The 23,925-nt window shown below is 49.3% G+C and carries 20 protein-coding genes and 1 pseudogene; 8 read left to right on the forward strand and 13 right to left on the reverse strand.

The features are described 5' to 3' along the window. Window positions 1-106: 106 nt before the first annotated feature. A pseudogene (locus tag CX664_RS25490) lies at window positions 107-469 on the reverse strand (IS1595-like element ISEnu2 family transposase); the annotation flags it as partial. Between the two features lie 447 nt (window positions 470-916). Between CX664_RS25490 and CX664_RS25495 the strand changes: the two are divergent. From CX664_RS25495 to CX664_RS02655, 3 genes are all read left to right on the forward strand, one after another. Further along, the gene (locus tag CX664_RS25495; protein ID WP_145999778.1) at window positions 917-1,159 is read left to right on the forward strand and encodes a hypothetical protein; all 243 of its coding nucleotides are present in this window, start codon (window positions 917-919) and stop codon (window positions 1,157-1,159) included. Further along, window positions 1,128-1,646, forward strand: coding sequence for a hypothetical protein (locus tag CX664_RS02645; protein ID WP_145999779.1), 519 nt, complete (start codon window positions 1,128-1,130; stop codon window positions 1,644-1,646). The genes CX664_RS25495 and CX664_RS02645 overlap by 32 nt, the downstream gene beginning before the upstream one ends. A 240-nt stretch (window positions 1,647-1,886) precedes the next feature. Beyond that, window positions 1,887-2,459: a hypothetical protein gene (locus CX664_RS02655; protein WP_101745230.1), complete on the forward strand. Its 573-nt coding sequence runs from the start codon at window positions 1,887-1,889 to the stop codon at window positions 2,457-2,459. Between the two features lie 188 nt (window positions 2,460-2,647). Here the strand turns inward: CX664_RS02655 and CX664_RS02660 are convergent, their stop codons facing one another. After that, complete coding sequence (locus CX664_RS02660; RefSeq protein ID WP_101745231.1) at window positions 2,648-4,084, reverse strand: FAD-dependent monooxygenase family protein; 1,437 nt, start codon at window positions 4,082-4,084, stop codon at window positions 2,648-2,650. A gap of 400 nt (window positions 4,085-4,484) precedes the next feature. On the opposite strand from CX664_RS02660, the gene CX664_RS02665 reads away from it, so the two are divergent. Beyond that, window positions 4,485-5,501 carry a hypothetical protein gene (locus CX664_RS02665; protein WP_101745232.1) on the forward strand — a complete coding sequence of 339 codons (1,017 nt, stop codon included), beginning with the start codon at window positions 4,485-4,487 and terminating at the stop codon, window positions 5,499-5,501. Between the two features lie 152 nt (window positions 5,502-5,653). On the opposite strand, the gene nfo is transcribed toward CX664_RS02665, so the two are convergent. The 3 genes from nfo to CX664_RS02680 all read right to left on the reverse strand — a co-directional run bounded on the left by nfo (window position 5,654) and on the right by CX664_RS02680 (window position 8,246). Then, window positions 5,654-6,505 carry a deoxyribonuclease IV gene (gene nfo, locus CX664_RS02670; RefSeq protein ID WP_101745233.1) on the reverse strand — a complete coding sequence of 284 codons (852 nt, stop codon included), beginning with the start codon at window positions 6,503-6,505 and terminating at the stop codon, window positions 5,654-5,656. Window positions 6,506-6,663: 158 nt separating this feature from the next. After that, a complete protein-coding gene (locus CX664_RS02675) occupies window positions 6,664-7,620 on the reverse strand; it encodes an alpha/beta hydrolase (protein WP_101745234.1) in 957 nt (318 codons plus the stop codon). Beyond that, window positions 7,620-8,246: a transcription termination/antitermination NusG family protein gene (locus tag CX664_RS02680; protein ID WP_101745235.1), complete on the reverse strand. Its 627-nt coding sequence runs from the start codon at window positions 8,244-8,246 to the stop codon at window positions 7,620-7,622. Before CX664_RS02680 ends, CX664_RS02675 begins: the two co-directional genes overlap by 1 nt. 55 nt (window positions 8,247-8,301) lie before the next feature. On the opposite strand from CX664_RS02680, the gene CX664_RS02685 reads away from it, so the two are divergent. Then, window positions 8,302-8,517, forward strand: a complete 216-nt coding sequence (locus tag CX664_RS02685) for a hypothetical protein (RefSeq protein ID WP_101745236.1) — start codon at window positions 8,302-8,304, stop codon at window positions 8,515-8,517. Window positions 8,518-8,696: 179 nt separating this feature from the next. Here CX664_RS02685 and CX664_RS02690 read toward each other — a convergent pair whose 3' ends face one another. Both CX664_RS02690 and CX664_RS02700 read right to left on the reverse strand, forming a co-directional pair. Further along, on the reverse strand, window positions 8,697-9,863 hold the full coding sequence (locus CX664_RS02690; RefSeq protein ID WP_101745237.1) for a phosphoglycerate kinase: 1,167 nt from the start codon (window positions 9,861-9,863) through the stop codon (window positions 8,697-8,699). Between the two features lie 606 nt (window positions 9,864-10,469). Next, complete coding sequence (locus CX664_RS02700) at window positions 10,470-11,504, reverse strand: type I glyceraldehyde-3-phosphate dehydrogenase (RefSeq protein WP_101745239.1); 1,035 nt, start codon at window positions 11,502-11,504, stop codon at window positions 10,470-10,472. 179 nt (window positions 11,505-11,683) lie between these two features. Between CX664_RS02700 and CX664_RS02705 the strand changes: the two genes are divergently transcribed. The 3 genes from CX664_RS02705 (at window position 11,684) to CX664_RS02715 (ending at window position 14,865) form a co-directional block, all read left to right on the forward strand. Further along, entirely contained in the window at window positions 11,684-12,502 is an 819-nt protein-coding gene (locus CX664_RS02705) for a hypothetical protein (protein WP_145999781.1), read from the forward strand. Window positions 12,503-12,619: 117 nt separating this feature from the next. Beyond that, window positions 12,620-13,693, forward strand: coding sequence for a hypothetical protein (locus CX664_RS02710; protein WP_101745241.1), 1,074 nt, complete (start codon window positions 12,620-12,622; stop codon window positions 13,691-13,693). 155 nt (window positions 13,694-13,848) lie between these two features. Further along, window positions 13,849-14,865, forward strand: a complete 1,017-nt coding sequence (locus tag CX664_RS02715; RefSeq protein WP_101745242.1) for a hypothetical protein — start codon at window positions 13,849-13,851, stop codon at window positions 14,863-14,865. A 64-nt stretch (window positions 14,866-14,929) separates the two neighbouring features. Here the strand turns inward: CX664_RS02715 and CX664_RS02720 are convergent, their stop codons facing one another. From CX664_RS02720 to CX664_RS02745, 6 genes are all read right to left on the reverse strand, one after another. Continuing rightward, on the reverse strand, window positions 14,930-16,168 hold the full coding sequence (locus CX664_RS02720) for a Bcr/CflA family multidrug efflux MFS transporter (RefSeq protein WP_101745243.1): 1,239 nt from the start codon (window positions 16,166-16,168) through the stop codon (window positions 14,930-14,932). Between the two features lie 294 nt (window positions 16,169-16,462). Continuing rightward, window positions 16,463-17,428, reverse strand: a complete 966-nt coding sequence (locus tag CX664_RS02725; RefSeq protein ID WP_101745244.1) for an adenosylmethionine decarboxylase — start codon at window positions 17,426-17,428, stop codon at window positions 16,463-16,465. Continuing rightward, on the reverse strand, window positions 17,428-19,335 hold the full coding sequence (speA, locus tag CX664_RS02730) for a biosynthetic arginine decarboxylase (protein ID WP_101745245.1): 1,908 nt from the start codon (window positions 19,333-19,335) through the stop codon (window positions 17,428-17,430). Before speA ends, CX664_RS02725 begins: the two co-directional genes overlap by 1 nt. Window positions 19,336-19,874: 539 nt before the next feature. Beyond that, window positions 19,875-20,807, reverse strand: coding sequence for a carbamate kinase (locus CX664_RS02735; protein WP_101745246.1), 933 nt, complete (start codon window positions 20,805-20,807; stop codon window positions 19,875-19,877). 181 nt (window positions 20,808-20,988) lie between these two features. Further along, the gene (gene aguA / locus CX664_RS02740) at window positions 20,989-22,080 is read right to left on the reverse strand and encodes an agmatine deiminase (RefSeq protein WP_101745247.1); all 1,092 of its coding nucleotides are present in this window, start codon (window positions 22,078-22,080) and stop codon (window positions 20,989-20,991) included. A gap of 39 nt (window positions 22,081-22,119) precedes the next feature. After that, window positions 22,120-23,511, reverse strand: a complete 1,392-nt coding sequence (locus CX664_RS02745) for an APC family permease (RefSeq protein ID WP_101745248.1) — start codon at window positions 23,509-23,511, stop codon at window positions 22,120-22,122. Window positions 23,512-23,925 lie beyond the last annotated feature (414 nt).

Consider the following 23,925-nt stretch of genomic DNA (forward strand, 5'->3'; position numbering starts at 1 on the left):
AGAACTGGTCAACAACGATGACTGGATGGAAGAGTTCCTGCAAGGGCTGTGATATGCATTCACACGTTGCAGGTGAAAAACACCTTCTATAACCCGTATTCCAGAGGATTTGTCGACACTCTGTCTTCTTCTCATTACGCCGTTTCCTGGCAGCTCTTGGAAGACCTTTTTTCTGACCTTTGAAGGATTCACGGAAGAAAGTTTCATCCAGTTCTGTGATACCACTAAGCTCCGGTGCCCGGTTGTGCTCAATAGCCTGTAAAAATCGATGCCTCCAACAGAATGATGTTTTCAATGAAACGCCGCATTGCTTGGCAGCCGGGCGAAGCGTCAAAGAGTGAGTCAACCCCTCAAGATACTGCGGCCAACGCTCAGGATGTCTTAAACGGGCCAGAGGCGTTTTGGCAAAAGAGTTCAGAGTCTTTCGACAAGACTTGCACCGGAAACGTTGTCGTTGGTTCCGCATCCCCTGCATATTCTGGAAACTCTTGAACACCAATGGCACTGACTTAAGGCCTCAGCCCTTGATAATTCAAGGCTTACTCGGAAAGAAGCGACTATAAAAAGTCACAAACCTAAATATTTCCCTTCCGAGCAAGCCATGAACAAGTGTAGCCAAGAATTTCTGTCCCTCGCAGATGAATGCCTTCACCAATTTGCACAGACTGAAAGTGATGAATTTTCATCAATCCTTACCTCTGATGACCTTAACTCTTTTCAGAATTGTTACCCCGGCTGCAGGGTAAGGGATTTTCCACCCATCAAAACATTAACCTTGTTCATGCGACAGGTGGCCAGTGACACCAAATCATGTCGCCACGCCCTCATTGATGAAGCGAGAGACCAGGTCGTCAGGGGCAACAAGGAGAAAGTGCCCAACACTGACACCAGCGCATATTGCAAAGCGAGGCAACGGTTGAGTGAAGCATCCGTAAGAGGTTTGCTGCGCATATCTGGCAATAGCCTTGATCACGCCTCACCAGAATCATGGCTATGGCATCAACGTCGTGTACTCCTTACTGATGGTTCAACATTGTTGATGCCTGACACCGTAAAAAATCAAAAAGAATATCCTCAGCCTGGCACTCAAAAAAGGGCTTGGTTTCCCGATTCTCAGAATTCTTATTTTGATATGTCTTGGCAGTGGCGCATTGCTTGATTTTGCTGTGGCTGCCTACGAAGGGAAAGAAACCGGGGAACAAGCTTTGCTCAGGAAATTGTTCTCCCATCTGCAGGATGGCGACATCCTTTTAGGTGATGCGAATTTTGAGAACTGCTTCCTGTTGGCTTTGCTGTTACAAGCCAAGGCTGACGTGGTTTTCGAGAAAAATGGTGCCCGCCATATTGATTTCCGGAAATGCGATCAAAAGCTGGGTAGCAAGGATGGATTATTCAAATTAACAAGACCAGTCCGACCTGAGTGGATGAGTCAGGAGCTTTATGATCAGATGCCTGCAGAGCTGGTAATCCGTGCTGTCAAGAACAAACGTAGCACCATCATCACCACTTTATTGGATGCTGAGGAGTATCCCCGGACAGAGATTATTGCGCTGTATCTGAAACGCTGGTGTCATTCCTTCAGACGTTGCTGGGAGCATCGGGTGGCTGGCTGGAACAGAAAATCATTAATATGTTGGACATCATAGGACAGCATATTGTTGGAAATCGACCTGGTCGGTCGGAGCCAAGGGCCGTCAAGAAACGGCCAAAACCGCATAAAAGGCTCCAGCATTCAAGGTCGCAGGCTCGCAGACTCAAGAAATACCAAGGGAAGTGAGCTTAAGTCAGTGGCATTGGCTTTCACACTGGTATTGCCGCTGCCGACCCTGACCCCAGATTTACTGACACTGCTGCTTGTAACACTAATCTGACCAGTTGGCTTCTTGATGGGAGAACCAGGCTGGAAAATTCTGGTTGTCCCGAGGCAAACTGGTCCCGAGGCAAACTGCCCGACTGAAAGCACTGATGCTCCATCCACACGACTCACCACAACCACCACTACAGACGACAGCGTTCAAGCAACAAGTGACGTATTATCTTCACCTCTGGAAACATGGGGCAATAGCACTGTAACCCTGACTACCACAGACAGCACTGATTACCCGAACTACTCACCGAGCGCAAAAACATCGTTATCGACGAGCCTGTCAAGTTCACCGGATTCTTCATCGGTTAACACAGCCGATAACGGCAATACTTCATCCCTCCTTAACACCGACGAAGTGGATGCAGGCATTCCGTTGCCTACCCTGGCCGGAGGGGCAGCAGCGGGTATTCTCACCGGCGGCATTATCCTGTATGCCAGCTACCAGTGGTACCATCAGCAAGGGTTAAGAGGCACAAAGTTAGCCCTGCGGCCCATCACCTGTATCAGCGATGCGATTTGCTGCCATTCACCAGCTATGGGGAAAAAAGCGGATAGCATGGAACTGGTTTCTTTGCGGTCGATTGATGTCTGACAGTGAAACCAGAATCGGCAGACCGCCATAAAACGTCAGACTAATGCGGATAAACATTGACAGCATACACTCATCCCGTCTGGTCCGAGAATAGCGCCCGTCCGGGCGACCCCATGGCGAGGGTGGCAGAAAATTAAGGATAAACATTCCGTTTTGTGAGGTGAGTCTATTCTCGGACAGCCTCCTGATTATCCAACGGTTAACGTTGCAGTGGGATGATGCCGTTGAACTTCCCATTCGGGTAATGTCTTTCTCCGATCCTTAAGTTTCAGCGGGTCCCAGACATGGATTTTCCAGTACACTTTATTACTTATCCATAAACAGAGTTTCATAACGTTGATCATGAAGTTTTTGAGTGCGGCTTTAAAGCCTTCCCAGCGAGCACGTCGGCTGGCGTATTGCTCATAGGCTTCGCCTGTTTTGGCTAAATCTGCCCTGCTTGCCGATGCCAGCTTTCTGCCAAGTTTGGCACCAACCACCAGAAAGTTATTCAACGAGCGGTAATAGGGAAGTGATGTGGCGGCATCTCCGGCGATGCAGATAAGCTTTCCTGATGGCGTGACATGGTGAACTTTACGGGCATGAAAAATAGACAGGGTATGGGGCGTTAATTCTTCAGTGTCAGCAATGAGGGTTTCCTGGCAGAATTGATGCTTTATCGCCTGCCAGTTTTTTATTTTTTCTTTCAGGCTATCCCTTACTTTACTGTCGCAGAGCTTTGCGGCATGGCCAAGGTTGTAGCCAGAGAGACTGTCGAACTCTTCTTTTGAAATAAAAAAGTCAATGGTGACCTCATTGGTCTGTTCATTGAGTGGGCGAATTCTCTCTTCGACCGGTGATAACATCAATTTGAAGGTTGCATAAACATAGCGGGAAAGATTAAGCCAGCCACTGGCCAGCTTTTTCGTTGGGCCCCGGACCTGGTATTTTACCCTGACTCGATATTGCAGGTCTTTTTTTGAGGTAAACTCACTGTCTTCATCGGTTGATGATAGTTCGGAGAAGAGAATATCTTCTCCCTGGTAGTCCGGGTTATCTGCCATTTTCAGTAACGCTTTTCTACTTTTTGAATGTGCGCCATCGGCACAGACAAGGGCATCAAACAGGGCTTCTCCTGATTTAAACGTTACTTTACCATCGCCAATGGCAACCACTTCATAATCACTGCCAGCGTGCATGGTGATGCCCATTCGTTGGGCAATTGACTTCAGATCGGTTTCAAGCTCTTTACAACTGATATGACCATGCTGCCTGCGGATTTTATCTCTAAGCTGCGCCATTCCCTGTGTTAACACCGGATGGTCATAACTCTTCAGTGATCTGAAGCATTGATCATCAATGTGAACTGTGTGATTTCGAGCGTATTCTGCTCTCTTTTCAAACATTTCTATATCAGTATCAGGCTGCCCTGCCTTCAATTGCAATGCATTGTAAAGGGCAATAGGGCCCATTCCCACGTAGGCTACTTTGAGGGCTCGATGATTCAGAGGCTGGCCTGTCCCTGGCATTTGTTCACTGGACTTTTTCCTGTTATTCGCTAACCCCTGTGACACCGCTATTTCAGGTGCTGGTAAAAATAAACCCGGATAGCGCTCATCCACGCCTGGTATTGCTTCCCTGATCATGACTTCTCAGCTCCCTCTGTGAAATAACTATTTGATAAAACTGAATTATCTGTTTTGGATTATTCAGTACGATGGTTCATAAAATCGAACTGTTAAAAGTTGGACATTTTTTTTAGAAAAACGTTCGTTTTAATTTTTACCATTCAATCGATAGACATCATTTTCTTCAATTGAGAACAATGTCTGGTCGGCCCACCCGGGCGGCCCCACCTGGGCGGCCCCACCTGGGCGGCCCCATTGCAATACCAACAGGCCAAGACTTGCCAGCACACTCTGGGCAGCACCTTCTATAGGGAGGAGATAATGGCGGCATTGGAACTAATGTCAGTGGTGTGTGGTCAAATGTGGTTAGCGAGGCTCGAAAACTCAAGATTATCAGTGGAAAATAGGAGAATTTGCCATGGAATGCAGAAGTCATTCACCAATCCGTTTTTCTATACCAGCCGGTGCTGACAACCAGCCGATGGGACAAGCCCTGGCAGCCATCACTGGTGAATTAAATGGTATGAAAGTACAAGATACCAGTTCACAAGCTATGTTTTCCTCAACTTTTGCAAGTCAGCCCGCATCCGGAACTAGTCAACCATCGACAGTCTCCTTAGCAGGCAGAAGCTCGATTGTGCCTGTCAGCGAATCATCGACAAGAACCTATCCATCGCAACTCGATCGTTTTCTTGATGGCGGTCCATTCCCGGAACTGTCCAAAAAGGAAAAAGACGAGATCAGAAAGGAAAGGCTGGCTTTTAGTAGTATGGTGCGCAAAAAGGAATCAAAGTTTGGCGAATATCATTTAGCAGGTTTTCCGTACTTACCAATTAGTACCAAACACACGACCTACTTGATTCCCACCGACGATATCAAAACTTACTTGTTGATTGCCGAGCATTACAAAGATCTGCGCTTCGCAATTGACTTCGATGAGAAAGAACGCGCTATAGAAGCTCAAGACAAACTCATGGTCTATTTGAATGATCCCCATTGTCTCAAAATGAGTGTTGCGGAAGCAGCCCGCTTTCAGGCCGAAAGTGCAGCAAACTTTATTGCACCTGAAGTTGTCAAAAAAATTCTGGACAGCAAGCTGGATTATTTTGTTGAGGCGCTCACCGATGAAAACAAACGACCAAATGTCATTTTTACTCTCCTCACCCTACAAGACAAACTGAATGATGCCAAGAAAGAGGTGGATGAATGCATTGAGTATCCAAGTGTGTGGGATGATGAAGATGACAGCCCCAAGCTGTCTATTCAAGTGGGCCATTCCAGGCTGATTATACAGAATGAACCGGCCCAAAAAGCCAAACAGGCTTTGTGTCATATGCAGGATATGATCTCTCATCTTTTGCAACAGGATTATGATCAAGCCAAGATCAGCCAACAGTCAATAAAGCTCAAGCAAGGGAACTTCTACGTCGAATGATGGCAATTTCGAAAGATATCTGAGCTTATGGTTTAGCGGCTGCGATCAGCCGCCAACAATCCCACCAACAACTCCGTCAATAACCACAACATTTCTGCCGCACCATTGGAACAACAACCACAGGCTCCTGGTTCGGCGGGAGAATCCTTCGATTAGGGATAGGCTCCGGACATCATTTTCAGTGACTCTATCTCGTCCGCCCAGAGTGTTTCATCAATGGTTTCCAGAACCATGGGAATGCCGTCAAACCGGCTATCAGCCATGATATAGCGGAACACCTCCCAGCCAATCTCGCCCTGACCAAGGCTGTGGTGCCGGTCTTTTCGTGAGCCCAGTGCACCTTTGGAGTCATTCAGGTGCATGCCTTTCAGGTACTGAAAACCTATGACCTGCTCGAACTCGGCAAACGTTTTCTGGCAGGCGTCCTGTGTGCGAAGGTCGTAACCGGCAGCAAAGGTATGGCAGGTATCCAGACAGACACCAACACGGCTTTTGTCGTCCACCTGTTCAATGATTTCGGCGATTTCGGCAAATTGCCACCCCAGGTTGCTGCCCTGGCCTGCGGTATTTTCGATCACCGCAATCACGCCCTGAGTTTGCTCAAGGGCTATATTGATGGACTGGGCAATTTTACCCAGGCAGTCCGATACCCCAATTTTTCTCAGGTGACTGCCCGGGTGAAAGTTCAGTCGGTCAAGACCGAGCTGCATACACCGTTCCATCTCATCAATAAATGCCGCCCGGGACTTTTCCAGGGCTTCCTGCTCCGGATGACCCAGGTTGATCAGATAACTGTCGTGGGGGAGAATTTGTTGCGGTGTGAAATGGTATTGCTCACAACGCTCTCTGAATAACTCGATGCTCTTCATTGACAGCGGTTTGGCGTTCCACTGTCTTTGATTTTTGGTGAACAGGGCAAAGGCGGTTGCACCTAATTCATGAGCATTCACCGGGGCATTTTCGACACCACCGGCCGCACTGACGTGTGCTCCAATGTATTTCATTGATTGGGACTTCCTGTGGGTTTTATGAGATAAGTGCAACGGTAGGCACTATCTACAATGTGCTAGCTACAAGGTGCTTGTGGTCGGAATTTTTATCCTCAATTTTATGCCATTCTTGCGTCGGGGTCGCCTACTGAAAAGAGTTGTCTGGAGAGGCGCTATTCCCGGTCAGCCTCTCGGGCATTCATCTCTTCTGATAACCATTGCATATATTGAGCCCGGGTTTCTGTAAGCTCATTCGGCAGGTGATGCCGGGCACCCTCCAGCCAGAGGACTTTGGGCGAGCGATATAGTTGCCCTAAAGCCTGAATGTTATAGGGGCCGTCCACCGTGGTGTCATCCGTGCCCTGAAGGATCAGTGGGCTTAACGGGATTTGCTCTTTGGATGACTCTATTGTTCGAATCCAGCGGTCCAAAGCAGAGACCCATTGTGTGGGTAACACGGTTGGTGCCAGTGGATCATTGTGCGCTCTGTTCAGGAAGTCTTCATCCCGACAGTTATCTTTGAATTGCCTGGGAATCTGGCGAATAAATGGCCGGACCAGGTAGAGCTGTAGTCGGCTGAGTTTCCATAACCAGGGCCGAACCAGTGGAGCAGACAGGATAACCTGATCAAAAGGCATAGGCGTGCCTTGCCTGGTATGGTAATGCAACAGCTCGGTAATAATGGCACCACCTGTGCTCTGACCGTAGGCAAGCCATGGCCCGGGCAGTATTGACGTGCAGTACTGCATAACATCTGCCAGCACCAGGCGATAGTGTGCAAAGTCTTCAATGGTCGCTGGTTGGCCACTGGAAAGCCCGTGACCGGGAAGATCGTAGGCCAGAACGTTATAACCTTCTTCCAGGAAGAAGCGGATAACATGCTCAAACAGGCCGACATGGTCATAGTAGCCGTGGAGCAGAAATACCGAGCCTTTGGCTTCAGGTCGGGTGTATAGGTGGCAGGCAATGTGGTATTCAGTGCTGTTTATATACCCCAGGCAATGCTGGACATCAGGGAGGCGCTTTTCCAGGTCAATGCGGTAATACTCAAAGTATGCCTGTTCGTGAGGATACGGAGTCAGGCCATACGAGAGCGGCCGCATATCAGAGATAAGCCCGGGTTTGTCCATTAACTTTCTTCAGGTACTTTCTGGAGGTCCTTCAAGGGAACTTCGATCTCTTTTCTGGCAACAATCTTTTCTTCAATGCCTTCGTCAGTTCGCTGACTTTCAATGAACTGGATAAGAATAATACCACGGTCCATCTTAACACCTTTGACAAACGTACTTTCAAGGTGTCGGAAAAGAGGGTTGTTATACAGTACCGACTCACCTTCCTTGAAACTTACGGAGTCTGGCTTCTCATCCGGAATGCGGCCATTGTATTTCCAGACAAATGCCTCAATCTGGTCGATCAGCTGCTCACCATTAGGTATCGGCCTGGGTAGTAGCCTGCCCATATCTTTTTCAGGAAGTCGCCCTTCGTTGTATAGCTTTTGACTGATCTTGTTAAACCGGACCACCTGGGCAATGCCCCGGGTTGAACGGATTTTGTGAAAAGAGGGAAGGGCGTCCTTGTCTAATCGGATGAACAGATAACCAGGAAACAGGGGAACGCGAGCGCTTTTTTCCTGAATGAGAGGACAATAGGCCTCAAAGCCCTGGTGCTCAAGATTATCCTGGGCACGAACCTCTTCCCGGTGTTTGGCTTTCAGCAAATACCATCCCTGTTGCAAAGCCGCTTGTTCAGATGACATAACAAATCCTTTTGACGACGTTTACTGAAAATAACCAACGGTCAGGTAGAGTGCCATGAAGTGGTTCCCTGCAATGTGTGAACTTCATCATCGGACATTCAGCCAATTTGGCATGTTGCCGGGCTGTCGTACAGTTAACATTGCCCTTATTTATCGAGGTCAGCACACGACAGTAGAAGTCAGTGTATGTGCTGAACACAAGAACTATGCCAGTAAAAAGCACGTTAACGCAGGCCAGCAGTTGGTTTCTGCATTCAATAGAATCAGCTGATCTAAAGGTGTTCGACGAGAGCATTCTACAGGACTCAGTCACTCAGACAATACTCAATCAGCAGCAGAGTCCTTTATGGAAAGACTATTTTTCAGGGAAGCAAGTAAACAAGGGGGGGGGAAAGGAAGGAAAAATACCGGAAGAACATAAATTGTCTTCCGGCTCTTTTGATCGACCGATCAGCGCTTGGCTGCTGCTTCGAGCATGGCTACTGCAGGCAGAACCTTGCCTTCGACAAACTCAAGGAAGGCACCGCCACCGGTGGAAATGTACGACACTTTATCTTTAATGCCGTACTTGTCGATAGCGGCCAGGGTATCGCCACCGCCAGCGATGGAGAATGCATCTGAGTTGGCAATGGCCATGGACAGTGAACGGGTACCCTCACCGAACTGGTCAAACTCGAAAACTCCCACCGGACCATTCCACAGGATGGTTTTTGCTGCCGTGAGAACGTCGGCAAACAGCTTCTGGGTTTCCGGGCCAACGTCAAAGATCATATCGTCATCTTCAACCTCATCCACCGACTTGATAATGGCGGTCTCGTTCTCATCGAATTTCTTACCGCAAACCACATCCACTGGCATTGGGATATCACACTTTTCCATCAGGGCTTTGGCCTGAGGGATCAGATCTGCTTCGTAGAGGGACTTGCCCACATTTTTGCCAGCAGCTGCCAGGAAGGTGTTGGCGATACCGCCACCGACGATCAGCTGGTCACAAACGCCGGACAGCGACTCAAGCACGGTCAGCTTGGTAGAAACCTTGGAACCACCAACGATCGCCGTCATCGGACGCTCTGGTTTATCCATAGCCTTGCCCAGAGCCTCCAGTTCCGCCGCCAGCAGTGGACCGGCACAGGCAACAGCGGCAAACTTGCCAACACCATGGGTGGAAGCCTGGGCGCGGTGTGCAGTGCCGAAAGCATCCATCACATAGATATCGCACAGGGCGGCCATTTTGCGGGACAGGGCTTCGTCGTCTTTCTTTTCGCCGACGTTGAAACGGCAGTTTTCCAGAATAACCAGCTCTCCGGCTGCCACGTCAAAACCACCGTCAACCCAGTCTTTGACCAGGCGAACTTCCTTACCCAGCAGGTTGCCAATGTAGTCTGCCACCGGCTTCAGGGAGAACTCCTCTTCATACTCACCTTCAGTAGGGCGACCCAGGTGAGAGGTCACCATGACATGAGCACCGGCTGCCAGAGCCTGCTCGATGGTTGGCAGAGACGCCAGAATACGGGCGTCACTGGTGACCTTGCCGTCTTTTACCGGAACATTGAGGTCTTCACGGATCAGCACGCGTTTGCCTGCCAGATCCAGGTCGGTCATTTTTAAAACGTTCATTGGGAGCCCTCTTGATATTCACTGATGGCTGAGTTTCTCAGGGGCAAGCACTGTTTATTAATACTTGCCTTGTAGAAATTGCCTGGGGAATAGCGAAAAAACGTCGGGGACAATAGCACATAAATGACACTTCAGGTATGCATTGATACGCTCTTATGACCTGAATCAAACGGTGATCCAAGAGTTTCCAGAGGGTCACAAAATTTATCGTGGATGTTGTTTGAAAACGTTAATGGTGCGGGGATAGCTGGCGACAACTTATGGCGTTACAGGACTTCAGACTTTACAGGACACCAACACTGAGCTTCCACCAAAGTAAAAGGCAGGTATCGGCGATAAAGCAAATTTCTGCGGGATTACCCGGTGATCTGATGTGAGCACGGCAATTATCTCGGGTTTCATCATTGGGGATGGTTGAAATTACCAGTTTATTCACTTTTAAGAAATCGGGAATGCCGGGTTTATGTTTTCCAATGATCAAGGTGATCTGATTCACCAGCCTGAGGATATCGTATACCATAGCGAAAATAGTGACGATCTGGCAGAAAAACGCATCATAGTGGTATTAGTTGACGATTAAGGAATTCGAAAAGAGCCAAAAGTAAGTTATTCAGGGACAATTCCTAACCAGTAACCCGCAACATCCAGCATCCGATTGGCAAAGCCCCATTCATTGTCAAACCAGCATAGTAGCCTGACCAGACGATTGGCAGAAACCTGGGTTTGTGTACCATCAACGATGCATGAGCGGGCATCATGGTTGAAATCCACTGAGGCGTGGGGCTCGTTGGTCATACCCAGTATCCCTTCAAGACGACCAGAGGTGGCCTGTTCCAGAATATGATTGATTTCTGCTGCTGAGGTGTTTCTGCTGACCTGAACTGTCAGGTCAATACAGGAAACATTAATGGTGGGAACCCGCACGGCACTGGCTGTAAATCGCCCCCTGAGTTCAGGCAGCAAACGGTTAATGCCTTTGGCAAGGCCTGTATCAACCGGGATGATGGAGTGCAGGGCGCTGCGGGTCAGACGCAGGTCGTTCTGATGATAGGCATCAATAACCGGTTGATCATTCATGGCGGAATGGATGGTGGTCATGGAGCCGTAGTCAATCCCGAGGGCGTCGTTTAACGTTTTGAGCACAGGCACAATGCAGTTAGTGGTACAGGATGCACTGGAAACAATACGGTGCCTGGCGTTTAACTGCTGTTCATTGATACCGTAAACGATGGTTGCATCCACGTCCGGTTTTGCTGGCTGGGAAAAGAGCAGGCGGGAAGCTCCCCGTTCAATATGAAGATTTGCGGTAGCCCGATCATTAAATGAGCCTGAGCATTCCAGTAGCAGGTCGATGTTCAGGTCTTGCCAGTTGATTTCCCGTGGATCCGGCTGGTTAAACACCCGAATGCGGTCATCGCCGATCAACAGGTGGCTATCGTCTGCGAACACCCGGCCCGGAAAACGGCCATGGGTTGTATCATAGCGGGTCAGGTAGGTCAGCGTGTCAATAGTGGCCAGCTCATTGATGGCGACCACTTCCATACCATGCACAGGATGATCACGAAAGCCATTTTCATAGAGTGCACGCAGCACGCACTGGCCGATTCGCCCATACCCGTTAATGGCCACCCTGTATGTCATCGTTTGTTTGTTTCCAGCGGTTGTTAGCGTCGGGTATTGTACCGGAAAATATCAGAAATGTGATCAGGAGCACCTGACCCGGCTTTCAGCAAACAATTATTCATTTTGTTATAAATGAAACTTTTTAACATGCACACACTCCAAAAAAGCCCTGTCAATGCACTAACGGAAGTATCGTTATGATTTCTGGAAACTCAATACATGCCCGGAAAAATGACCAGGGAGCGACTCTGGATAATAATCCGACATCTTCTGATTCTGGCAGTTGGCTTGGTCGCACTGCGACTCACAACCCTTCTCCCCATGATGCTTCTCACCATCATTCTCCGGGCACGACCTGCCAACCCTCGGCTCCAGTGACTAAAACGAGATCGGCGACTGTTGAAGCAAGCCCCGATAACGGCATGCGACTCCCTATGCTTAAACTGGTGGAGTGTCAGCTGTCATTGAAAGAGGGGTTTAGTGCGGTTTCTAATGCTCTTCAGACAATGTTGTTACGTAGCTCAATGCCTCGCTGCCCACCTTCTCTCAGAAAAGGATTGGATATTCTTAAAACTAAAGAACCATTTGATGACAAGCTCTTTCTGGAATTGGCAAGGCTTTTACGCGCAGCCCCATCAGTTATTGCAGGTCATCAGGAAGTTGATAAATCTGTAAAGATTGATGTGTTGGAAGGTTTGTATCACCAGCTCAAGTCTGTGCCACCAGTGCAGCTGAAGAAGGCACATTCTCTACGGGCTCATTTAGAAACGATTAAACAGAACTTTGAACGCTATGCTCCGGAAGACAGGTTATGTTATTTACCTGATCCTGTTCCAGAGCATGAGGCAGCGCAAATGAAGGGTTATATGGATGCTTTGGATACGCTGTTATCCGACATTGACAAAAGTGCTCTTGGTCTATTGGTAAAAGACCATGTCTCACTGCAAAAACAGCTGTCAGACGCAGCTGAAGCTGTTCAGACATGTAAATATATTTTGAACAGAAAAAATCTGTAAATAAGGGGTGAAGTTTAAAACCACTCGTTCAGGAATTATTCTCTATTCATAAATGAAACTTTTTAACATTCACTCAATCTAAAAGAGCATTATTAATAGAATTAAGGAATATATCTTATGATCTCCGGTAACCCAATACCGGTTCAAAATGGCTTGGGCACTGCTCAAGATGATCCGGCATCTTCTGGTTCTGGCAGCTGGCTTGGTCGCGCTATTAACGTACTTAAAGCGGTGACCTGTTTTGTCTCGGGAGTAGCCGCTGTGGCTGCCCTGTCCACTGGCTTCTATGTTGTGGCTGCGGTATGTGGCGCGATTTTCGCGGTGTCCGGATTATCCCTGCTGTTTGGCAATAGTCACAATAACGTGGATCTATCAGGGGCAAGCCTACAGTCACCTTCAGATGATCCTGAAGATACAGGCGCAGTCGAACTGTGTAGCACTGACCAGTCAGAACCGGTCAGCCAGTTGGCCACCCACAAGTCGCATACTCCTTCCGATTATACGACAAGCTCGGTCTACAGGGGCGCGCCGACACCGGTGAAGACAATGAATCCGCCGACGGTTAATGTCAGCACCAATAATGGCAGGGGCCTCCTGCCCAAGGCTGAACTGGTGAGGTGTAACAATGTACTGGACGATGGGATCAGAAATGTCCATGTGGCTCTTGATGCCATGAGGCTGTATAGCTTATCAGCCAACAGCCCGTCATTTTACAGGAAGCACATAGGTACTCTTAGAAGCAGTGAACCATTTGATGAAGATTTATTTCTGCTTCTGGCAAAACGTTTAAAGGTAGATAAAACGGTTATTAATGGTCACCAGCAACTGGATAAGGCTGTCAAGATTGATTTGCTGGAGAAACTGGTTGAACAGCAGAAGGATGTGCCCCAAGTGCAGCTGCAGCATGTTAAAACTCAAATGGTCAATCTGGAAAACCTTAAAGAAGACCTGCAACGCCACTCTCCGTTACTCGAAATTAGTTCAATACCTGATCCGGTACCAGAAAGTAAAGTGTCACATATGAAGCGTCATGTGGATGCCCTGGATACAGTGTTGGCCAACATTAGAAAGCGCTCGCTTGCTGACCTTATCGACGCTGATGACTCATTGCAGGAACGGTTGTCAGAAGCGGATGCAGCGATTGAAAAATGTCGAAATATTTTAAATGGGACTGATCGTAAATATTATTGAAGTGGGCCATTTCCGGGACCCTGAAATATCCGGGCTAGGCATTCCTCCAACCGGGGCTTGTTGCAGTAACGATTATTTTTTTTTCATAAATGAAACTTTTTAACAGGCGCATACTCTAAAAAAAGGAATTCTAAGGCAATAAAGGAATATAATTTATGATCTCTGGAGCCCCGATAACCCCCCAAAATAGCTTGGGAGCTGCTCAAGATGATCCGACATCTACAGGTTTTGGCAACTGGCTTGGTCGCACTATTAAGGTACTTAAAGGGGTGACTTGTTTTGTCTCGGGAGTTGCCGCTGTGGCTGCCCTGGCTACTGGTTTTTATGTTGTGGCTGCGGTATGCGGGGCGATTTTCGCTGTGTCCGGGTTATCCCTGCTGTTTGGCAAAAGTCATAATGACGTGGAACCATCAGGGGCAAGCCCACAGTCACCGTCAGATGATCCTGATGATTCAGGCGCGGTCGAACTGTGTAGCACTGATCAGTCAGAACCGGTCAGTCAGGTGGCCACCCACAAGACCTATACTCCTGCCGATTATACGACAAGCCCGGTTTACAGGGGCGCGCCGACACCGGTTAGACCGGGTTTAGTTGATCTGGAGACGTGTAAGAGTGAATTGCACCACGGGCAAGGAGAAGTTGGTATAGTTCTTAATCACATATTTCTCAATTGCTTAACAGACCATCGCGATCTGACTCATCCCTGGAAACAATTGGATATTCTAAAAACTAAAGAACCATTTGATGACAAGCTCTTTCTGGAATTGGCACAACTTTTACGCGTAGACCAATTGATTATTAATGATCACCAGCGTATTGATAAATCTGAAAAGATTGCATTGTTAGAAAGGGAGTATAAACAGCTGAAGGAAGTGCCTAAGGTGCAACAGGATCACACTCTTAAACTAATTGCGGATCTCAATAACATTAAAGATAACCTGAAATCCTTTGTTCTACCAGGCAGGTCATTTCGCGTACCTGATCCGGTTTCAGATATTGATAGAGCAACAATGACGGAGCATGTGGATGCTTTTGATTCGCTGTTATCCCGCATTGACAAAAGTGCCATTGCTGAACTGATTCGGGCTGATGAAGAACTGAAACGCAGGATGTCAGACGCAGCGGAAGCTGTCCAGAAATGTAGAAATATTTTTGCACAAACCACACCGTAAATGTGAGTGGGCTATTTCAGGGTCCCTGAACCAGATAAAGTTCAGGGGCAATTCTCGGTCAGCCTTAACCTACCGTTACAGGTGCTTCCCTTTCTCCTTCTTTCTTTACCAGCAACAGTGAAGCAACAGAGAGTATTCCGCAACCAGCCATCACCGCTGCCATGGGAATGGCTGTTCCATTATGCAAGTAACCAACCAAAGCAGAGGCAATCCCTCCCATGGTAAAACGCAGTGCGCCTGCCAGGGCGTTTGCTGTTCCTGCCGATTTTGGGAAGTGGGCCAGGGCCAGGGCGTTGGAGTTAGGACCCGTCAAGCCAATACAGGCGATATAGCAGGCAATTGGGATCATCAGTCCGGGCAGGCTGCCAAAGCCGGTAACCGTGTTAAGCAGGAGCAAAAGTGCAGAGACCGCTGCGATCAGGCTGCCTGAGCGCAGAATCGTAAACAGTTTGAACTGCGCAACCAGGCGGATATTCACCATATTGGTGATCCCCATGGCCAGGATATTAATGGCAAAGAGCAGCCCATACTGTTCAGCGGGGATGCCAAACAGCTCAATGTAGACGAAGGGAGAGCCGGAAATAAACGCAAACATGCCACCAAAGAAGAAGGCATGGCAGAGAATACAGCCAATGGCTTCCCGGTTTTTCAGGATGTTGGCGTAATTCAGTGCCAGCTGTAATGGCGACACCATAAGCCGGTCTTCATCTGGCAAAGTCTCCTTAACCCGGAAAAAGGCCAGAATTAATGACAGGCAGGCGGTTATCGCCAGAAAGATAAACAGGCTCTGCCAGCCAAAGAACTTGAGAATCTGCCCACCCAGCAGTGGCGCAGCCAGTGGTGCCACGGTCATGACCATGAGAATGGAGGACAGTGCTTTGGCTACCTGTTCCCTGGGGAACAGATCCCGGATCATGGCCGGAATCGTCACCATAATGGCCGCTCCGGCCATTGCCTGCAGTACCCGGACAATAATCAGCTGGGTGGCACTGGTACACAGGGCGGCCAGAATATTGGTCAGGATGTAGAAGATGATGCCCGGGAACATGACCGTTTTCCGGCCGAACCGGTCCGATAACGGGCCACAAACCAGCTGGCTTATGGCAAAGCCAATGGTATAGGCACTCAGTGTGTACTGTATCCGGCTTAATGGCTCCCCCATGCTTTTTGCGATGGTGGGCATGGCGGGCAGGTAGAGGTCAATGGCCAACGGCCCAAGTGCTGTTAGCGCCCCCAGGGTCAGAATCAGGAATAAGCGCTCGCCCCGGTTCTCTGTTGTTACCAGATGAGTTGACGTTGTCATTTTTCAGGCTCATATTTTCGGGCAGCCGGGAGTTTGGGTTTCAAGAGGTTTTTGTCCCGAAATGGCGGTGGCTGCATTTATATAAAAATTGTCTGACTTAACAGCCGAACCGCTGTAGTACTTTGAGAAATGCACGACACTGGTTTATTGTTTATGAGGGAACGTCTTGTCCGCTAAAGCAATGGTTGGTAACGGACAGGTAACGGCATCAATTTATAGTTTATACGGCTATAAATAATTCTTTCATAAAAGCATTAAGCGATAAATAGAAAAGTACACTTGTACAAATAGTACTTACCATGCATTTACTGCCGGTCGCTTCTCTGGTGATAATTTTTCTGCCGCTACTTTTCTGTGATCCGGGTGCTGAAAGTGATTGAAGCTCATACGATAGCCACAGCTTAATTGAATTTCACCGGTTGCAAGACATTGGTATGGCGTATTTTCCGCCAGCACCTCTTCTGGCCGCCGGGCATTAAAACCGATCAGATCCCAGCAGCCAGGATTCAGCTGTTTCAGCAGTATGGCGACAATCGGTGAGTTGGCCAGATCAAGGTTGGTGGCAAAACTGACGTATGAGCTGTTTTTATGCGGTGTGATATGGATGGTGGCATAGCGGTTGCCCCGAATCGCATTCAGGGAGTAACCACAGGGGGTAAACAGCCAGTCGCTCAGGGCAAAGTCCGGAAACAGGCGGTTCAGTTTAAGCAAGCGACGGATGTCTTTAATCGTCTGGCGCTCACAGCGCAGGCTGTCAGCATTTTCCCCCCGGATATGGTACATCAGCAGTTCGCTGGTGGTGTCATCAAGCGCTGGTCCATAGGGCTTGTCCAGATGGAATACATAGTTATGATGGCCATCCGGATACCCCAGACGAAAGGCACAGCCGGGCACACGCTGGCTCAGTCGGTCAACGTCGTCCATAAAAGAAGTGTTCTGAAGATGGGGCTGGTACTCATTTTTGCGCTGGAATCGGGCGCAGCGGATATGCTCCAGAGGGGTTTGTTCAAAGAAGTAGAGGGCAGCATCCACCAAAGTAGTGGTGCCACAGGTAAGCATCAGAAACCGGTCATGCCAGACAAACAGGCTGGACTCCGACAATAGATAAGCGTCACAGTGTTCGTTGCTGAGAATGGCCAGGATGTCTGCCCGGGCTCTGGCCACCATCTGTGCCCAGAAGCTTCTGCCCAGGGCCCTCAGGGAAACCCATTCCGGGCTGGTGACGATCTCTATTTTCTTTTCCGAGCCTTCAAAAAACATCACGGCAGGCTCCCTCCGATAAACTCCAGGTAGGTGTAGCCCCGGAGCCCTGATTCCAGTTCCGCCAGTATGGCCCGCTGTTGCCCTGGTGGCAGGTTTTCCCTGACCAGCTGCCGGTAGGTGCGAAGAAAGCTTTCCGGCTGCAGGTTGACATAACGCATCACCTTTTCCACGGTATCACCCGCCTGGTACCCGGTGACTTCCACTTCTCCCTGCCCATTGATGTGGACCGAGGCCACATCGGTATCCCCGAACAGGTTATGCATATTCCCCAGAATTTCCTGGTAGGCACCCACCATGAAGATACCGATCAGGAACGGGTTTTCCGGCTGCCATTGAGGCACGGGCAGGGTGGTTTCTATGCCCTGGCCGTCTACGTACTGATTAATGACGCCGTCGGAGTCACAGGTGATATCCTGCATTACCGCCCGGCGGCTTGGCGGGCGATCCAGACCGGACAGGGGCATGACCGGAAAGATCTGATCAATACCCCAGGCATCGGGCAGGGATTGAAACAGGGAGAAGTTCACATAGAACTTGTCCGCCAGTTTGTCACTGAGTTCATCAATCAGCGGGCGATGGGCCCGGATGTGGGGGGAGAGCCGGGTCTTCAGTTCGTGGCAGAGACGCAGGCTGGTGTTTTCTGCCCAGGCCCGGTGCTCAAGCCCCAACAGTCCCATGGCAAACTGGGTATGGACTTCTGCCAGGTCAGCCTGGCTGTTGTGATAAATCTCGGTCAGGGCGCGTTCACCCCGGCTATGACTCAGGTCTTGCCAGGAACTCCACATATTATGCAGCAGAAGGGGGGCATCTGCGCTGGGGGGCGTCAGTACTTCCGGTTCATAGCTTTCCACCCCCAGGATATCGGTGATCAGCACTGCGTGGTGTGCCACCAGGTGTCGGCCCGACTCGGAAATAATACCCGGAACCGGCAGGCCGTACTGCTGGCAGATATCGCCCAGGGTGAAGACGATGTTGTTGGCGTACTCCTGCAGGCTGTAGTTCATGGAGCAGGAACTCTGACTGCGAGTACCTTCGTAGTCCACCGCCAGGCCACCGCCCACATCAACAAACCGGATCGGCAAGCCCATACGGTGCAACTGGGCATAAAGGCGGCCACATTCACTGACGCCCTTGCGCACATCCTCGATATTGGCGATCTGGGAGCCCAGGTGGAAGTGCAGGAGCTGCAAAGACTCCTGTTGCCGGGCCTGCTTTAACCGTTCTACTGCATGGAGTACCTGGCTGGCGCAAAGACCAAACTTGGATTTTTCCCCACCACTGGCCTGCCACTTGCCTTTGCCCTGAAAAGCCAGACGTACCCGAAGGCCCAGACGGGGTTGAACACCCAGGCTGGCCGCCTCACTGAGCACCATGTCCAGTTCGGTGAGCTTTTCCAGAACAATAAAAACCTGATGACCCAGCTTTTCCCCGATCAGGGCCAGGCGAATATACTCCCGGTCTTTGTAGCCGTTACAGATAATCACTGAGCTGGCCCGTTTGGCCAGGGCCAGAACCGCCAGCAGTTCCGGTTTGCTACCCGATTCCAGGCCCAGCTGTGGCTGTTTGCTGGAGGACTGACTGTTCAAAATATCTTCTACCACCGTCCGCTGCTGGTTGACCTTGACCGGGTAAACGGCCAGGTATCGATGGTTGTAACCGTAATCACGGATGGCCCGGTTAAAGGCGTGGCACAGATTATCCAGACGCTGATGGATAATCTGCGGAAAACGCACCAGCACCGGCAAGGAAACGCCCTGACGGTTCAGCTGACTGGCAATGGTACTCAGTTCAACCGGTGGCGTGCCCTTGATATTGACCGTGACATGACCCTGATCGTTCAAATCAAAATGATTCTGGCTCCAGAAACGGATGTTATAAGTAGAGCGTGCTCCATCAACGTCCATTCTGTTGCTACCTGTTGTACTGTGGAAATAATGAAGGTCGCCAGCGGTTAGCTCCTCGGGCTCATAGCCAGTTTTCGTCCAAAAACACAACTGATTGAAGGATCAAGTATTTTTGACTTAAAAATAAGTGGGGCCATACTGCCATCTGGTGGATAAACCTCCCAGGGCCAATAAACATCAGTAAGAGCTATACAGGGAGGGCCCGAATGCGTAAAAGAACAAAGTGTAGTATGGAACTCCATTACGTACCTCATGAAATCTGCACTCAGATTTCTGGCATATCGCAATGGCTTGATGCTCATCCTCAGTTCAATGCTTGGTCTTATGAATATCTGAGTTCAGGTGACAAAAAGAGCACTGGCAGGGTGGGTTGTCAACAGAATCCGTTCTGCGTGAGGCACTGTTAAAAACGTATTTGGACAGGTAGTTACGACTATCTGTCGTCTGTTTTGGGTAATGAGGTATGGATCCCCGGGAACCAAATGTTCAGGGGAAGCTTTGTGGAATCAAAGATAGGGTTTAAAGGTGAAAACCTTTTATCAGTAGTAGCTGATTTCAGCGTCGTTTATTTCTACAAAAGTCCCTGAGTCTCTGGTCATTATTTCAGATGCCTGATCCAATGCACCAATTGCACCAAATGCGCCTCCTGCCCTAACAAAGCGACAAACGGACTCTACTTTAGGACCCATGCTACCAGCGGCAAAAGGAAATTTTTCAAATGCATCCGGTGTGGCGCTGCGTATTTTCCTTGAGCCAGGTTGGCCATAATCTGTTTCTACGGCAGGTACGTCAGTAAGGAGAATCAGCCCATCTGCTCCCAGCCCTTCTGCTAAAACAGCAGAGGCCCTGTCTTTATCAACCACCGCTTCGACACCCAGTAATTTGTTATCAGCACCACGGGTTACGGGTATTCCTCCACCGCCACCACAGATAACGGTAATCTCCCCAGAAGAAACGATATGTTTCAGGCAGGGCATTTCAAGAATCTCTTTTGGTTGTGGGGAAGGAACGACGCGCCGGTAATAATGACCGTCGGCCTTAATGGTCCATTCGGGGTTGGCATTACTGATCACTTCTGCCTCTTCACGGGTATAGACAGGGCCAACAAATTTGTCGGGATGCTCAAAGGCAGGATCATCAGCACTGACAATAGTTTGAGTGGATACAGTACAGACTTTGCGACCGGGCATAAAATTCCTGAGTTCCTGCTCAAACATAAAGCCGATCATGCCCTGGGTTTGTGCTCCCAGTGCATCAAGTGGATATGGGTTTACCTCTTTGTAGGCCTGGTTCATTAACGCCAGCAACCCAACCTGTGGGCCATTGCCATGGGTCAGGACAACCTGGTGGTTCTTGGCAACGTTAGCAATAGATTCTGCAGCCATTCGGATGTTCTCTCTTTGCAGATGGGCTTCCAAAGGTTGGTTTCTCTGCAAAATAGCATTGCCACCAAGGGCTATAACAACAAGCATGGTTAAACCTCTGTCAGGATTTACTGGTTAATGAAAAAGGAGGCACAGGACTGCCGGTTAAGAAGGCACCGGGGGTAAACAGGGTATTGTCTTGGGCGGGTCAGGCGTCGGGTGTTACTCATGGAAGGTGCCGTGCCAGATGATTCGAAGAAAGGCCTGAGTGATCTGCCCGGCCTTTGATTTACACCGCCGGAACCTGCTGGGTAATGCAGTGAATATTCCCGCCACCGAGCAGAATCTCCCTGGCATCAACTCCCACGACCTCATAGCCGGGATAGAGATCCTGCAACAGAGCCTTTGCCTTCTCATCGTATGCCGGATCCAGCAGTGGCAGGATAATCCGTTGATTGGTAATCAGGAAATTGGCGTAAGAACCGGCCAGACGTTCTCCGGCACTTCGTTCCATACCTTCACAGATATCAATGCCACCTGCTTCATCATCCTGTATATAAAGGGGCCCCGGGATGTGCATTTTATGAATTTTCAACTGACGACCATGAGCGTCTGTTGTTTCAGACAACACCCGCCAGGCTTCCTGGGAAATCTCATACTGGGGATCATTTTCATCATCACACCAGGAGAGAATCACCTCGCCGGGGCGAACTATATGAATCAGGTTGTCAACATGTCCATTGGTTTCGTCGTTATACAAGCCTCTTGGAATCCAGATAACTTTTTCGATATTCAGATAATCTGCCAAAACCTGTTCAATGTCTGATTTGCCCAGGTCAGGATTGCGGCTTTCATGGAGGAGACACTCTTCCGTGGTATACAAAGTACCCTCACCATCCACATGAATGGAACCACCTTCCAGAATAATCGGAGCCCGATAGCGATCATCGCGGTTGATTTCGCAGATTTTCTGAGCCACCTGATCATCACGGTCCCAGGGGAAGTAAAGGCCATCCACCAGGCCGCCCCAGGCATTAAATTCCCAGTCAACACCACGGCGCTCCCCCTGGTCATTGACCACATAACTGGGACCGATATCACGCATCCAGGAGTCGTTGGTGGTCATTTCCACCACGCGGATATTTTCCGGTAGCATCCGTCGTGCATTGTCATACTGCGCTGCAGATACCGCCATGGTTACCGGAGTCACTTCAACAATGGCTTTGGCAACGTTAACAAACACCTGTTGTGCAGGTTTCCCACCATAGCGCCAGTTATCGGTACGCTCTGGCCATGCCATCCACATTTCTGCGTGCGCCTCGTGCTCGCCAGGCATCCGGAACTTGTCTTTTTTGGGTGTGGTTTGACAGGTAATACTCATCGCTGTACATACTCTTACTGATTAATGTTGCTGCCGTGGTTATACAGAAGCGGAATGCATTCGTTTGGTTGCAGTACTGAGAACCCATTCGCCAATCCCTACCGTGATGGTGATGCCGAGGGCAACCGGAATGGAGTAACCCCAGTCGACAGTGCCATGGCCAATATCCGGAAAAATGAACAGCAACACCGCCTGAGCAATAAAGAGAAAACACAGTACACTCAGAAATGCCTGGATCCTGGTGCTGCCGGGTACCTTATAAGGACGTTCACGATCCGGATCGCTGACACGCAGCTTGAAGTAGGCCGGAAACATAAACAGGTAAGGCAGCAGGAAGATGCAGGAAGAAAAAGCAAAAATAGACCAGAACAGTTCATCACTTTCACCGGTGGTCAGGCCATAAAGCAGGATCACGACAGTCGACACGGTACCGGTAATCGTATTGGCCCCAATGGGAGTTTTATAGACCGGATGCTCCCTGGCAACAAATCCGGGAAGCTCTCCCGCCTGTGCGGCTTCCATCGCTGCACGGCTGGCCCCCATGGTCCAGGTGGTCATATTGGCAATAAAAGTCAGCAGAGCCAGAGAACCAACGCCGTATACCATAAAATGACCAAACTCGCTGTCACCAAACAGAGTTTTCAGGGTAGAGACAATACCGGCAACCAGACCAATCTCTTCAACCGGCAATGCCAGCAGGATGCCGAGGGTTCCAGAGATATACAGCCCTGTCACTATCGCTGCCGAGATCAGGATAGACTTGGGAATGTCTTGACGTGGATCTTTTATTTCACTGCCCATACAGGCAATAAGCTCAAAACCCATCAGATTAAAGATAATGACCGGCAGGAAGCCGAGACCGGAATCCAGCGATGGCATCATGGAGTTCAAGGTAAACTCATTGGCAACACCATGCTGGCTTGAGTACCAGTACCCTCCCACACCCAGGACCAGGATCACGGTTACCTTGAAAAGGGCCCCCAGGTTGGTTACCCAGACACCGGCATCCACGGAAATATTACAAATCCAGATGGTCAGCCAGGTTAAACCAATACAGATGGCAATTTGCCACCAAAGATGCATGTCCGGAAAGAACATTTCGGCAAACATGCCCGCAAACATGATGTACACTGCCGGCATCCAGAGTCCCACATTGATCCAGTAAAACCAGGTAGTGCGGACAGCCCACTTAAAACCAAAAGCTTTTTTTACCCAGTCGTAGATGCCGCCCTCACCAGGATATGTGGTACCCAGTTCAGACGAGATCAGGCCGTAAGGAATGACAAAAAGCACCATGGTGATCATCCACCAGGTAATGGAAGAAGGTCCTATGGATGCACTGGCCGTCAAACCATCGACCACCAGTACTGCACAAACGCTAAACAGGGTCAGGCTGGGTAATCCCATTTTTCCTGTTGTTTCACTGGTCATTATTGCTCTCTCCGCAGGCCTTGAAGAAACAGAAAAGACGACGATGTTCGATTTCAGGAATCTAATGAACCTGAAAGCCATATAGCCGAAAACTCAATGGTCAAAGTAAAATCTGATGAACTCCGGAAGACGAGACGTGGCACCCTGGGCGGCTGGAAGCAATAAGGAGCGTTTTTGCCATACGCTCATCTGCTGCCATCAATGGAACTGGTATAAAGATGCTTTCAAACGGTTGATACAGAATGTTTTGAAAATCCTGATTTACACGACATTCATTTTCTAATATAGACTAGAAAAATTACACGACAATAAATTTATAGACTAAAATCGCAACAGAGCTAAAACACATGTTCACACAACACATAAGATGTTCCGGGCCTGAAACCAGCTGATTGCCCGAGACAGCCTGCTGAA

It is taken from the genome of Endozoicomonas acroporae, assembly GCF_002864045.1.
Lineage (GTDB): Bacteria > Pseudomonadota > Gammaproteobacteria > Pseudomonadales > Endozoicomonadaceae > Endozoicomonas > Endozoicomonas acroporae.